Consider the following 13,336-nt stretch of genomic DNA (forward strand, 5'->3'; position numbering starts at 1 on the left):
ACAAAAGGAAAAAATTAAAGAGGATGCGAACGGATCAAACGTATCCCTCCATAATTTTATGTTTGAATCAAGAGAGTATATCGTCTTTCCGAAAAGACCGAATCGTCTTAGTATACCCTACGCGTTTTGCTGTCGTATATTCTATGTAATATAAAGAAGGACGTTTATAAGGTAGAATGGGATAATAAATTATACCTTTTGGGGGAAGAATTCCGTTTTCTTCCCTATGTCCATCACTTCTGTAAGACCGGATACGTCAAATAATCGGTGGACACGATCCGTCAACCCTCTTAGCTTTAGCGTACTGTCGTTCTTTTTCAAGGACTTAAGAACTTTAATGAAAATACCCAACCCCGTGTTGTCCATGAAGTCAATTTGTTGAAGATCGATAATAATGTCTTTCCTTTTTTCTTCTGATAGTGGTATAAGTACTTCTTTTAACTTTGGTGCAGTATAGACATCAATTTCTCCATACAATACTAAATAATGTGCATCGTTTAATTGTTCATGTTTAATTTTAAGATTCATCCGTTTTTCCTCCCAAGAGTAGAATTGGCCAGAAAATTCATCCTTAACTTTATAAAGTGTATTAGCGTAAGTTATATGTAGGGACGACGAATTGGCTTTTGTTATAACTTAATGACTTTAATCTTTTTTATAGACATTCACATCAGCAATTCCCCATGATCGATAAAACAGAATATAAAAAATACATACTATTCTAATCCCCCATTTAATGGTTAACAGGATGATCCTCCTAAAGTTCAACAAAGTGGACGGACTTGTTAGTTATGAAAGTGAAAAGAAACTTGGAATCAAAAAAGAAAGAAGGGGATCAATGGTGTTCTTCAAATCACAATTAGTACAAAAATACCCTCGAATTGTTAAGAAGAACGAGACTATTTTATAAAGTTGGGTATGTTTCACAAACCCGTTCTTAATATAAATAAACTGCTCTGACAAGTTTTGCAAAGCTAGCCAGTACCTCAAGCACGAACAAATCATTTTCACCTTTTCCTTAAGGAGATCTTAAATGCTTCTGTACTTGGGATGATTTTATTATTTCATAATAATTTATTTATAGGTACTGGGTTAATTTGTCGTAAAAGTACTAGTTTTGACGATCTTGGTCTAATCCTAAAATACCGTACAAAAAAGCGGGCAACTACCGAATTCAATATTTGGTCGTGTGGATGTGTTCCTAGATCTGCACCACTAGTGATTTTACAAAATTGAAGGCACTGATGAAGATGTAACGATGTCCATTCCGCGCAATTTGTTCCTATCCTCAAACAAATTATCTGATCGCTTAGAAGCAGATACGATGAAAGATCGGGTTGACGTTAAGCATGAAGATGTTAATGAAGTCGAAGAGATTGGCTAAAAACTCAAAAGCTGATACAAAATAAATCACTTTCCTCTTATATAGAATCAATAGGTAAACTCGACAGCGGTACATTCAACAAATTAAAGGAAGCCCTGGCTGACTTCTCAGAGATAAAATATCAGCCTCTCGGTGGCCTTCTTTGGGTCTTGCGATAGGTTCTTGATACCCTATTGGTTATCAAAAATATGGAGAAATGATTCTCCAAATGTGATGTTGGGTTATCTATATGGATGTACACGAAGCTGGAGAAAAAAGTGTAATAGGTACAAAGAGAAAAATTACTTATCGGTTAAATAGATTAAAAAGTCTGCTTAACCGGATGACGGTATCGGTCGGGCAATGGAAAGCTACGCATTAGGAAACAATACAGAAGTAAAGAGTGTTTGGGTGAACATGGACTAAGTTGTCTAAATCTCACATAATGAATAATTTTATTTAAATATAGAATGAGGCGAGTCTAGGATGAATGCATTCCAATCTCGTCTTTTTTTTATTAAGAGTCAGACAAATAGAATGATGTGTTTAAAGAGATATACAACAAATCAAATTTTTTAGGATGGTTCACTAAAAAGTTTAATCATTTAAAAAGTATAAAAAATGCTAGTGTTGTACATTGTGTCTAGGGACATATGGATTTCAGAAAATTATAATAAATATAACAGAAAATAAAAATAAGGAGGAAAATAGTCTAAAGAAGATCATTAAAGTATTACGTATGTAGTATCTTTGCTCACTATTGCAACAGTGGACTTCCCATTGAGTGTATTTAAAAATTTGTATGTGCTTTATAGAGGGCCCTTTTAAAAGGTGTTTTAGATGTAAGGGTTAAAACCGGTATTAATGTTAGTCCAGATAACTAAGGAAAGAGGGATTATCCGATGTTACGTTCAAAACGATTTGAGATCTTAGAAGAAAGACCGGTCAACAAAGATGGATTTGTAAAAGAATGGCCTGAAATGGGATTCGTCGCTATGTCGAGCCGTAATGACCCAATGCCTTCTATTAGAATAGAAAATGGCCAAATAGTAGAGTTAGATGGTAAACAACGAGAAGACTTTGATATGTTAGATCAGTTTATTGCAGATTATACGATCGATGCAAGTGTAACTGAACAAGTTATGGCTCTTGAAAGTTTAGAGATTGCAAAGAAGCTCGTGGATATTAATGTGTCTCGATCAGAAATAGTACAGCTGTCAAGAGGACTCACACCTGCAAAAGTGCTAGAGGTCCTCAATCATATGAATGTGGTCGAAATGATGATGGCTTTACAAAAGATGAGAGCACGAAAAACACCATCCAACCAATGTCATGTCACAAATGTACGCGATAATCCTGTATTAATGGCTGCGGATGCTGCAGAAGCGGGAATGTATGGATTTGATGAACAAGAAACAACAGTTGGAGTTGCCCGTTATGCTCCTTTTAATGCATTAGCTTTACTCGTAGGTTCCCAAACAGCAAGGAATGGAATCTTAACTCAAGATTCTTTAGAAGAAGCGACTGAACTGCGTTTAGCAATGCTGGGAATGACCTCCTATGCGGAAACTGTTTCTATTTATGGTACGGAATCTGTTTTTATGGACGGGGACGACACACCTTGGTCAAAATCATTTTTAGCTTCTGCCTATGCTTCACGCGGTGCTAAAATGCGCTTTACTTCAGGTACCGGTTCCGAGGTGCAAATGGCCGGAGCAGAAGGGAAATCTATGCTTTATTTAGAAATTCGCTGTGTCATGATGGCAAAAGGAGCTGGTGTTCAAGGGCTGCAAAACGGTTCCATCAGTTGTATTGGCATACCAGCCTCGGTACCGAGCGGAATCCGCGCCGTCTTAGCAGAAAACTTAGCGACTACCTTGTTTGATATGGAAGTAGCTTCAGGAAATGACCAAACTTTTTCTCATTCGGAAATCCGACGCAGCGCCAAAATGCTCTGTCAGATGCTGCCTGGTACAGATTTTATTTTTGCCGGATTCTCTGCGGTACCAAACAACGAGGATATGTTTGCGGGCTCTAATATGGATTCTAGTGATTTGGACGATTACTTAATTATTCAACGAGATATGATGGTGGATGGCGGATTAAAACCGGTCGATGAAGAAAGCCTTATCAAAACCCGTTATCAGGCCGCTAAAGCGTTACAGGCTATTTTTGAAGAGCTAGGATTCCCTGCAATTACAGATGAGGAAATCGAAGCGGCCACTTATGCCAACAGTAGTGAAGATATGCCACCGCGAAACGTTGTTGAAGATTTAAAGGCAGCAGAGCGAATTTTACGAGATGGCATATCGGGATTTGATGTAGCTCTCATCTTAGCTAAGCGCGGTTATCGACAAACGGCTGAACGAATTTTCAATATGTTGAAACAAAGGGTAGCTGGCGACTATTTGCATACATCTGCCATTATTAATAAAGATAATGTGGTTATCAGTGCGGTAAATGATGAAAACGATTACAAGGGTCCTGGAACGGGCTATCGTCTCAGCCCTGAAAGGTGGGAAGAAATAAAAAACATTCGTCAAGCCATTAGTCCGCAAGATTTTGATTAAGGGAGGAATATAACATGACTACAGAAATATTTTCAATTGATATGAAATTAACGGAAATCGGTCCGGCAACCAAAGGAACAAATCCGAGAGAAGTTATCGTAGCGTTAGCACCTGCTTATGGAAAAGAAATGAATAAAACCATTGTGAAAGTTGATCACGCATCAGTCCTGCGTGAAATCCTTTCTGGGATTGAAGAGCAAGGAGCCGTTCCGCGGGTCATTCGCAGCTTGCGAACGGCGGATTTGGCTTTTATGGCGCACGGAGCAGCCCAAATGAGTGGTTCAGGCATCAGTGTAGGCTTGCAGTCGCGGGGAACGGCAGTAATCCACCAACGAGATTTGGATCCGCTAACCAATCTTGAATTATTCCCTCAATCCCCATTAATTACGTTAGACATGTACCGGGCGATTGGACGAAATGCGGCCATTTATGCATTAGGGGAAAGTCCGAATCCTGTACCGGTTTTAAATGATGAAATGACACGTCCTAAATACCAGGCGGCAGCAGCCCTCCTTTATTTAAAAGAGTGCCAGTCGCTTGTTCCAGATCAAAAGCCTGTTGAATTAAATGCACAATTTTTAATAAAAGAGGGGGGAGAAAAATGAAAAATCTAATGCAAGAAAAAAAGCAGAATTTAACAAAGAACGACTATCCGCTTGGTTTAAAAAGACCTGAGTTATTGTTGACTCCTACAAAAAAAGCCTATAATGATTTAACATTGGATGCGGCTTTAAAAGGAGAGATAACAGCAGCAGATTTACGTATCAGCCCAGAAACGCTGGAAATGCATGCGAATATTAGTGAAAGCTTAGGAAGAATTCAACTGTCGAAAAACTTCCGCCGAGCAGCTGAAATGATCAATATATCAGATGTTCGAATATTAGAAATTTATAATGCTATGCGCCCTAACCGTTCGACTAAAGAAGAGCTTTTAGCGATTGCCAATGAACTAGAAGAGGAGTATGGAGCGGCAGAAAACGCTAAATTAATCCGTCAAGCTGCAGATGTGTATGAAAGACGCGGAAGATTAAAGAAGAGTGAGGATTAAAGAGTGGTAAAAAGGATTTTAGCGGGTGTAGACATTGGCAATTCATCAACGGAAGTGGCAATCGCGAGAGTAGAGGGAGAGCAGACTGAATTTCTTTCGCAGCATTTAGTCAAAACAACGGGTATAAAAGGAACGGCTGATAACGTAAAAGGCATACGCCTTGCTTTGCAGGAAGCCGTCAAAAAAGCGAACATGGAGTTAAGGAACATCGATTTGATCCGATTGAATGATGCTGTGCCGGTTATTGGTGATTTGGCCATGGATCTTATTAGTGAAACGATTATCACAGAATCTTCCATGATCGGCCATAATCCTGATACTCCAGGTGGAGCTGGCTTAGGTGTGGGAATTACGGTCTTGATTGATCAATTATTGGACGTAGAAAAAAAAGATCAAGATTATATTGCTGTTATACCTAGACTCTTTGATTATGAATGGGTGGCTCACCGCTTGAATCAGGCAGAAAGTAAAGGAATCTCTATTACCGGTGCTGTTATTCAAAAAGATGATGGAGTATTAATACACAATCGGCTCCATAAAAAAATTCCCATCGTGGATGAGGTCGCTTTGATTGAAAAAGTTCCTCTTTTGAAATTAGCAGCCGTAGAAGTCGCCTTACCAGGTCACGTGATTCGAACGTTAAGCAATCCATATGGCCTTTCTACTGTCTTTCAGTTAGATCCTGACCAGACGATACAAATTGCGTTAGTTGCCAAAGCATTAGTCGGCAACCGATCCGCCGTCGTAATCCGGACACCACAAGGGGAAGTGGTCGAGCGAAAAATTGAAGCGGGGCGAGTCATTTTAATAGGATCGAATAATCAAAAGCTAGAAGTGTCCATTAATGATGGGGCAGAAGCAATTATGAACACGTATGGAAAGCTAGAAGCATTATTAGATGTGTATGGAGAAACAGGTACCAATGTCGGAGGGATGTTTAACGGTCTCCGCCATGATTTAGCTGAACTCACTGGACAATTACCAAATGAAATTACAATCTCTGACTTTCTCGCCGTTGATGCAGTAATCCCGAACTCTATTAACGGCTCAATGGCGGGTGAGCTTTCGATGGAAAGCGGTGTCGCTTTAGCCTCAATGGTGAAAACGGATAAAGTTCCTGTCCAAAGAGTCGCTTCTTTGCTGGAAAAAGAGGTTGGCGTCGAAGTTGAAGTTGGAGGTGTTGAAGCAGAAATGGCTATTGGCGGGGCTTTAACGACTCCCGGTACGAGAAAACCGATTGTTATTCTTGATATGGGTGGGGGCTCAACTGATGCTGCCTTGATGAATGAAGCGGGTAAAATTAAATCAAGTCACCTGGCTGGGGCAGGAGACATGGTCACGATGCTCATAAATTCTGAACTCGCTTTAGGGGACAAGGAACTGGCTGAAAAAATTAAAAAGCACCCTTTAGGGAAAGTGTTAAGTTTATTCCATATGCAGCTAGAAGATGGAACGATGTTATTCTCTGAAACCCCTTTTCCTCCGTATGCTTTCGGAAAAGTGGTAATCCGGGAAGAAGAAGACCTTACCCCCTTATTCACCAAAGCATCTATGGAGAAAATTAGAGAAATCCGCAGAAGTGCAAAACGGAAAGTGTTTGTAACTAATGCGCTACGCGCCCTTAAGCGGGTAATCCCGACAGGCAATTTAAAACACCTTTCTTTTGTCGTTCTGGTGGGGGGATCGGCACTTGACTTTGAAATCCCACAAATGTTGACAGCGGAATTAGGTAAGTACGGTATTGTAGCAGGTTTTGGCAATATCCGCGGCACAGAAGGTCCGCGAAATGCAGTGGCTACTGGATTGGTTTTATCCTCTGCTAGACATGAGGTATTAAAATGAACAAAGGTGAAATTTACATTGCTATTTTATGTAACAACGCTGTTGCCCCTGATCAGATTCAGGAAGTTTGTGCCGGTTTGGAAGAAGAAGGGGTGGCATTCTTACTTCAAAAGCGGAACAATGTGAAAAATGTTATTCAGCTAGGGAGTGAAGCAGCATCTATATCTCCATTGCAAGTTGGGATAGGCGTTGATAAAAATGGAGATTTATGTGTGCATCACCAAAAGTTAAAGCAAGCAGAACCGTATTTACAAGATAACCTTCAAAATGCTCGCCAATTAGGTAAGAATGCAGCCCGCTTAGTTAAAGGTCTACCGTTATCTTTTTAATAAGAGAGGATGGGGAAAATGAGTAATATAAATTTAGAATTAGCGAAAAAACTGATTCACAGTGGTGAAAAGGAAGCAAATAAAATTGGAGTTCCTATGGTCATTAGTATTGTTGACGAAGGTGGTAATTTCATAGCTTGTCACCGAATGGATGATGCTTTATTGGTAAGCGTAGAGCTTGCGCAAAACAAAGCATGGACTTCAGTAGCCATGAAAATGTCGACAGCGAATTTGGCACAGGTAGCTGCAAACGGAAAAGATCTTTATGGTATTAATACCACAAATAACGGACGGGTTGTTGTATTCGGTGGGGGTCTTCCATTGTATAAAAATGGTCAAATTATCGGAGCTGTAGGTGTAAGTGGTGGCTCGGTTGAAGAAGATGTACGCGTAGCGCAGGTCGCAGTTGATGCACTGAATGATTCAAAATTGATTGGGAGTTTCCCTGAATAAAACTACAAACAGTGGAGGGTCTTCCTCCACTGTTTGTAATTGAACCAACTGAGCTTTTGTGCACAGTAGAGTAGAAGCAGTATTTTGTAGGAACCAGCCTTTCAATCAGTTTTCTAGCTTCCAAGATTATCATTTGTCTTAATGAAAGTGACCTTGTTGTCATAAAATATGTTTTCATACCTTTTTATTTTACGAACTCTTTTATTTAATAGAAGCTGGACCTTTATACTTTTTAACGAAAAATTAATAAGCTATAATAAAGAAATATAAGTGACTAGCAATTAAGAATTTTCTAAATATAAAGTAAAGGGACATGGAGGTTAACGTTGACTATGTTGACATTACGTAATGTTGTGAACGTGGAGATTCTTCAGGAAATCCAGACGCGCTTTTCAGATGCTACGGGTTTGGGAGTCATTATTGCGGATCAGCATGGGATACCTGTCACCAAGCCAACTAATTTCACAAGCTTTTGTAGCCAAATGCGCTCCTCCGAAGAAGGATTGCAATGCTGTGTATTGTCTGATCGAAAGGTGGGGCTGATGGCAGCAGAACAAGCAAAGCCGATCGTGCATTATTGCCATTCTGGTCTAGTTGATGTAGCTGCGCCTATTATTCTTAATGGCAAGTATCTTGGATCTATTTTATGCGGCCAGGTGTTGGTAGAAAATAGTGATGAAAACCATGTGGACGAGATTCGGGAGAAAACAAAACATTTACCAATTGATCAAGAACTCCTACGGCTTTATTTTGAGAAGATTGAATTCACAAGTGACAAGCGGATTGAAGCAGCAACTGAAATGCTTCAGCTCGTAGCTAATTATATCATCAAAACGGGTGCTAATTACCTTGCACAAGAAGAGTTAAATGAGAAGAACCAAAAGCTGATGGAAGAGATGGAAACTCGTTCCACTCTGGAAAACCTTCTTCAGGAAGCACAGTTAAAGGTATTGCAATCCCAGATTAATCCACATTTTTTATTTAACACATTAAATACTATTTCCCGACTTGCTTATTTAGAAAACGCAGAACAAACACAAAATGTAACATATTCATTGGCTAAAATCATGAGGTACAGTCTACGCAATATAGATCAGCTTGTTACGTTAAGAGAAGAACTGGATTACATGAAAAATTACATAAATATTCAGCAATCCCGCTTCCGTAACCGAATTAAATACGAAGAAATAGTAGAAGTTGATGCCAAGGCATTAAAAATGCCTATTCTTTCTATACAACCTATAATTGAAAACGCTATCATTCATGGATTTGAACCGCAAAATAGTACAGTTGTTATTAAAATTCATATATTTTTAAAAAATGACAATGTAGTGTTAGAAATATCTGATACCGGGGTGGGGATGACGAAGGAAGCGATATCCTCCATTTTTTCACATTCAAGTGTGAAAAAGAGTAGTCATACTACAGGAATTGGGATGAATAATGTCCAGAAGCGAATTCAGCATTATTTTGGGGAAGAGTACGGTATTACTGCTATCAAAAGCCAACCCGGAATTGGCACAACGGTGCGGATGGTCATTCCAAAATCAGGAGGTGTTTTGTCTTGAAGGTAATGATTGTGGATGATGAACCATTAGAACGAGAAGTGCTAACAATGATGATTAAAAGAGTAAACCTCGGCATTAGCCAATTATTTGAAGCCACAAACGGGGTGGACGCTTTAGAACTGGCTAAGCAAAATCGAATGGATGTTGTTCTTATGGATATTAAAATGCCTATTATGGATGGCTTAGAAGCCGCAAAAATGATCCAAAAGGATGTTCCTGATTGCCGCATTATCTTCCTTACGGCGTACGATGAAAGGGACTTTGCCCATAAAACAATGAAATCGGGAACACATGATTATTTATTAAAACCTGCTCACCCGAGTGAGATCAGGCAAGCCTTGGTCAAATATATACCTGTAGTAAAACGGTCGGTTTCAGCCTCTTTAGAGGCAGCCTGTGACCATGACGATATTTTAACGGTCATGGAATACATAGAAAACAACCTTCACTTAGAATTAAATTTAGATACTTTATCTAGTTTAGTCCATCTTTGTGGACAATATCTTAGCAGACTTTTTAAACAAGAGACGGGTTGCACGATCACTCAATATATTACAGTCTGTCGGCTTGAAAAAGCGAAAAAATGTTTTATCTACAGCAGTGAAAACGTAATGGAAATAAGCGAGAAATGTGGTTTTTCAGATCCAAATTACTTTAGGGTGTTCAAAAAATACGAAGGGGTTACACCAACGCAATATCAGCAGCAATCTCTTATCGGGAGAAAAAAAAGAATCAACTCATTCAATAATTTTGTAATGTAGAGTTGACGAGTAGATAAAAGAAATATGTTCATGAACGATATAAAGTTTGTAATTAAATGAAAAGTGGGTTCCTCATATAATTTTTTTGCTGTTAAATCTCAGCTAGTCCCAGGGAGTAGTATGTAAATGATAAAAAATGGTGTGAAAGATAAATGATCCAACCAATGATGCGTTTATCTTTATTTTTGGAGATGTTTAAAAACTTTCCGATAAGTCTAGCTCACTGCATACTGCATATAACCTTTAGAGTATAAAAAGCCAATATAAAACTGTTTCGTTATAAAGTTTGATCCAACACTGAGGGGAATAAAGAGGGAAATAAATAGGAAACTAGTATATAAGGAAAATGAAATTAATACTGTCAATATTTTTTCAAATACGTTTATGTAAATGTAAGCACATACATAAGCTTCTTCATAGCCTTAAAGCCTTATGGGTCTCGACTAAAACGACACTTGACTTCAAATTTTCCGAATTGGTTTGACTATAGTAGGGAGTTATAGTTTTTTTGTTCATGTGCCTCTTAGAGTTTTAACAGAAATGGTGTAGCTTGTTAAAGCCGATGTTAAAATCCCCAATATAGCCGGAATAAAATTCCCCATCTAAAATAGAACCATAGGTTTGAGAGGAGCTATGGTTCATGATTAGTAAAGGGGACTTTTTTATGATTAAAGATATGTACAACAAAGGAATGAGCATTTCAGACATCTCGAGGGAGCTGCAGATGGACCGGAAAACCATTAGAAAACACATCCACTCGACAACTGCTCCTTCGAAGCAGAAACGAAAGAAAAAAAGCAAGCTCGACTCTTATAAAGAGTACTTACATAGGCGTATGATGGAAGATCATGTTTTTAATGGAGAGCGTTTGCTTGATGAATTTCGCCAACTTGGCTATCAAGGAGGAAAAACAATCCTAAAAGATTACCTGAAGCCCTTTCGAGTACCAGAAAGAAATACACAATCAGGTATGAAACTTTGCCAGGAGAGCAGATATGCAGGTGGACTGGAAAGAAATCGGAACCGTGATTTTAAGCAGAGAAAAAGTGAAGGTATCCATGTTTGTGGCCATACTAAGCCACTCAAGGATGTATGTGGAGTTTACTCTATCCCAAGATCAGGAGCAAGTCCTTCAGTGTTTAATCCATAGTTTTAAGCACTTCGGGGGCGTTCCAAGAACTGTACTGTTTGATAATATGCGGACGGTAACCGATGGCCGTGAACAAGGAGTGGTGAAGTGGAACCAGAGGTTTTCGGAATTTGCCTCCTACTATGATTTCATTCCAAAAGCGTGTAAGCCCTACCGGGCTCAGACAAAAGGAAAAGTCGAACGGGCTGTACAGTATATCACTAACCACTTTTATGTCGGAACGGTTTATGATTCCATTGAGGATATTAACCATCAGGTGTCCGGTGGCTGGACAGGATAGGAAACAGAAAGAAGAATGAAACAACAGGAGAGTCACCCCAAGTGAAATGGTCAGAGGAAAAGCTGCATTCTATACCTGTCTTAGATTACGACACAAGCTACCGTACATACAGAAAGACACACTTTGACGGCACCTTCTCGTACAAAGGTCAGAGATGGCTCCTGGCAAAGGAATATGCAGGCAAGGACATTGACAGGTAAAATCCGTCTGTTCCATCAGGGAACGGAGATTCAGGGTCTGAACCAGCATACCACCGTGATCTCTCTGGCTGAAAAAATAAAAAGAAACAGACTGCCGTGGTTGCCGCCCCGCATTCTGTTCCCACGGTAGAGGTCAATACCCGTCCTTTATCTGCCTATGATATCGTAAGAGGTGAATCATGAAAGAGCAGATTACCGAGTACTGCCAAAAGCTAAACTTGTCCGTTATTGCTAATCAGTGGTCAGCGTTAGCGGATCAAGCAGCTAAAGATAATGTAACATATTCCTCGTTTCTTTTCAGTCTATTAGAGGCGGAAGTCGTTGAAAAACAAGTTAGATCAACCACCACCCTTCTTAAACTGTCGAGGCTGCCGTTTAGAAAAACAATCGATGAGTTTAACTTTTCTATCCAGCCCACGATTGATGAGCGAAGGATTCGGGAGCTGATGAATCTTTCTTTCCTGAGAGAACATGAGAATCCTATCTTTCTGGGACCGCCTGGCATCGGAAAAACACACTTAGCTGTGTCCATTGGCCTTCAGGCCATTTCTCAAGGGTATAAAACCTATTTTGTATCTGCTCACGATCTAATTATCCAACTGAGAAAAGCCGATTCTGAGGGGCCCGGCCCCTTTTTTACAAGAGGGCTTCTATTTTTTTAGAATAGATAGAAAATAATCCTATTAACCAAAAAAGTAATCTGCTGATATTACGGCATATTATGCAAATTTTGAAAAGAGAAAAAAGGGTGAAATGTGTTCCGAACTTACGAAATGAGAAAGAACCGCCAGCCGGTTACTCATCAAATGGGACACCACGGTGTTCCATGGGGTATGACATGACGTATTGGGGATCAGAAAAGAACTATTTGAAATTCCGTTGCCCCCATGTCGTCGTAAAAGTAGATTGTCCACACGGAACGGCTTGGTGTTCGGATTCAAACTATGGCATGGTTTGTAAAATCAATGTAAAGGACAATGTCCAAAAGTTTTCTATTCCCCATCGAGATTCAGCCGAATGGAATGAACTTTTTAAGGAACGAACCAGTGTTGAACGTTGCTTCTTACGCTTAAAAAACAAATATGATAGCGAACAACCTGCATGTTCGAGGCAGAGAAAAAGTCAAAACACACGTACTTCTCAATGCCATTGTTTTATTAGCCTCAGCTTTAGGATGCATCGTTCAAAAGACGTTGAGACGGCTGCTTAAAAAGCTGAAAAACTTAAATTCTGCAAGTATGCTCTTTTTCAAGATATTGCGATGAACATACGAGAAAAAGGCGATCGAAAATCAAAATTTTTAGTGAGTGGGGGCTATTTCTTTTAAGTTAGACCTTTAAAAGACTTATTTTGCAAAACCCTCAATCAACAAAAAAACCTCCTGTATAATCAATTTACGCAATATTGCGCATATTGATTATACAGGAGGTGCCCCTCTACTTGGCACAGCTGTCCCTATTTCATGTCCGAAATGTCCCTGAATTATGGCAGAGGTGTCCCTTTTCCATGGCTGTATTCAGTAATATGAATTTGGAAAAAAAGCCCTTCAGATTATTATAAACAGATAATGCCAGCATAATGAAACCTTAAAAGTACAAAATAAAGTTCAGAAAGTGAAAAATTTTGCTTTCTAAATTTTAAAAAGGGAAGTGCTAAATTTGAATAACTGGATAACAGCGCTTTTTAATATGGGAAGAAGACAACCTCTTTTAAATATGTTTGGCAGACGGAGAAACAATAATGGATTGATGTGGGCGTCTGTTTTAGGTCTT

Annotated in this window: 11 protein-coding genes and 2 pseudogenes; 12 read left to right on the plus strand and 1 reads right to left on the minus strand. The window is 39.3% G+C overall.

Going from position 1 to position 13,336, the window contains the following annotated elements; all coding sequences use genetic code 11:
- Positions 1-189 precede the first annotated feature (189 nt).
- Complete coding sequence (locus M1K46_RS25075) at positions 190-528, minus strand: STAS domain-containing protein (protein WP_256228166.1); 339 nt, start codon at positions 526-528, stop codon at positions 190-192.
- A 730-nt stretch (positions 529-1,258) separates the two neighbouring features.
- On the opposite strand from M1K46_RS25075, the gene M1K46_RS25080 reads away from it, so the two are divergent.
- From M1K46_RS25080 to M1K46_RS25995, 12 genes and pseudogenes are all read left to right on the plus strand, one after another.
- The gene (locus M1K46_RS25080; RefSeq protein WP_256228168.1) at positions 1,259-1,384 is read left to right on the plus strand and encodes a hypothetical protein; all 126 of its coding nucleotides are present in this window, start codon (positions 1,259-1,261) and stop codon (positions 1,382-1,384) included.
- An 881-nt stretch (positions 1,385-2,265) separates the two neighbouring features.
- On the plus strand, positions 2,266-3,933 hold the full coding sequence (locus tag M1K46_RS25085; RefSeq protein WP_256228169.1) for a propanediol/glycerol family dehydratase large subunit: 1,668 nt from the start codon (positions 2,266-2,268) through the stop codon (positions 3,931-3,933).
- A gap of 14 nt (positions 3,934-3,947) precedes the next feature.
- Complete coding sequence (locus M1K46_RS25090; protein WP_256228170.1) at positions 3,948-4,538, plus strand: propanediol/glycerol family dehydratase medium subunit; 591 nt, start codon at positions 3,948-3,950, stop codon at positions 4,536-4,538.
- A complete protein-coding gene (locus tag M1K46_RS25095) occupies positions 4,535-4,981 on the plus strand; it encodes a diol dehydratase small subunit (protein ID WP_256228171.1) in 447 nt (148 codons plus the stop codon). The genes M1K46_RS25090 and M1K46_RS25095 overlap by 4 nt, the downstream gene beginning before the upstream one ends.
- A 3-nt stretch (positions 4,982-4,984) precedes the next feature.
- Complete coding sequence (locus tag M1K46_RS25100; RefSeq protein ID WP_256228173.1) at positions 4,985-6,823, plus strand: diol dehydratase reactivase subunit alpha; 1,839 nt, start codon at positions 4,985-4,987, stop codon at positions 6,821-6,823.
- Positions 6,820-7,152 carry a glycerol dehydratase reactivase beta/small subunit family protein gene (locus M1K46_RS25105; RefSeq protein WP_256228174.1) on the plus strand — a complete coding sequence of 111 codons (333 nt, stop codon included), beginning with the start codon at positions 6,820-6,822 and terminating at the stop codon, positions 7,150-7,152. The genes M1K46_RS25100 and M1K46_RS25105 overlap by 4 nt, the downstream gene beginning before the upstream one ends.
- A gap of 18 nt (positions 7,153-7,170) precedes the next feature.
- Positions 7,171-7,605: a GlcG/HbpS family heme-binding protein gene (locus tag M1K46_RS25110; protein WP_256228175.1), complete on the plus strand. Its 435-nt coding sequence runs from the start codon at positions 7,171-7,173 to the stop codon at positions 7,603-7,605.
- A gap of 332 nt (positions 7,606-7,937) precedes the next feature.
- Positions 7,938-9,173, plus strand: coding sequence for a sensor histidine kinase (locus M1K46_RS25115; RefSeq protein ID WP_256228176.1), 1,236 nt, complete (start codon positions 7,938-7,940; stop codon positions 9,171-9,173).
- Positions 9,174-9,178: 5 nt separating this feature from the next.
- On the plus strand, positions 9,179-9,934 hold the full coding sequence (locus tag M1K46_RS25120) for a response regulator transcription factor (RefSeq protein ID WP_256228178.1): 756 nt from the start codon (positions 9,179-9,181) through the stop codon (positions 9,932-9,934).
- Between the two features lie 640 nt (positions 9,935-10,574).
- A pseudogene (gene istA, locus M1K46_RS25125) lies at positions 10,575-11,747 on the plus strand (IS21 family transposase).
- Positions 11,744-12,226, plus strand: coding sequence for an ATP-binding protein (locus M1K46_RS25130; protein ID WP_305586381.1), 483 nt, complete (start codon positions 11,744-11,746; stop codon positions 12,224-12,226). Before istA ends, M1K46_RS25130 begins: the two are co-directional and overlap by 4 nt.
- Positions 12,227-12,327: 101 nt before the next feature.
- Positions 12,328-12,829 (plus strand): annotated as a pseudogene (locus M1K46_RS25995) (transposase); the annotation flags it as partial.
- Positions 12,830-13,336 lie beyond the last annotated feature (507 nt).

This window comes from Fictibacillus sp. WQ 8-8 (assembly GCF_024494405.1).
GTDB lineage: Bacteria > Bacillota > Bacilli > Bacillales > Fictibacillaceae > Fictibacillus_C > Fictibacillus_C marinisediminis.

What these genes read in the sequence shown, in the direction of transcription:
- M1K46_RS25085 (WP_256228169.1), top strand. Translation starts at nt 2,266, where the DNA reads ATGTTACGTTCAAAACGATTTGAGATCTTAGAAGAAAGACCGGTCAAC.
- M1K46_RS25075 (WP_256228166.1), bottom strand. Translation starts at nt 528, where the DNA reads ATGAATCTTAAAATTAAACATGAACAATTAAACGATGCACATTATTTA.
- M1K46_RS25130 (WP_305586381.1), top strand. Translation starts at nt 11,744, where the DNA reads ATGAAAGAGCAGATTACCGAGTACTGCCAAAAGCTAAACTTGTCCGTT.
- M1K46_RS25090 (WP_256228170.1), top strand. Translation starts at nt 3,948, where the DNA reads ATGACTACAGAAATATTTTCAATTGATATGAAATTAACGGAAATCGGT.
- M1K46_RS25080 (WP_256228168.1), top strand. Translation starts at nt 1,259, where the DNA reads ATGTCCATTCCGCGCAATTTGTTCCTATCCTCAAACAAATTATCTGAT.
- M1K46_RS25115 (WP_256228176.1), top strand. Translation starts at nt 7,938, where the DNA reads ATGTTGACATTACGTAATGTTGTGAACGTGGAGATTCTTCAGGAAATC.
- M1K46_RS25095 (WP_256228171.1), top strand. Translation starts at nt 4,535, where the DNA reads ATGAAAAATCTAATGCAAGAAAAAAAGCAGAATTTAACAAAGAACGAC.
- M1K46_RS25105 (WP_256228174.1), top strand. Translation starts at nt 6,820, where the DNA reads ATGAACAAAGGTGAAATTTACATTGCTATTTTATGTAACAACGCTGTT.
- M1K46_RS25110 (WP_256228175.1), top strand. Translation starts at nt 7,171, where the DNA reads ATGAGTAATATAAATTTAGAATTAGCGAAAAAACTGATTCACAGTGGT.
- M1K46_RS25120 (WP_256228178.1), top strand. Translation starts at nt 9,179, where the DNA reads ATGATTGTGGATGATGAACCATTAGAACGAGAAGTGCTAACAATGATG.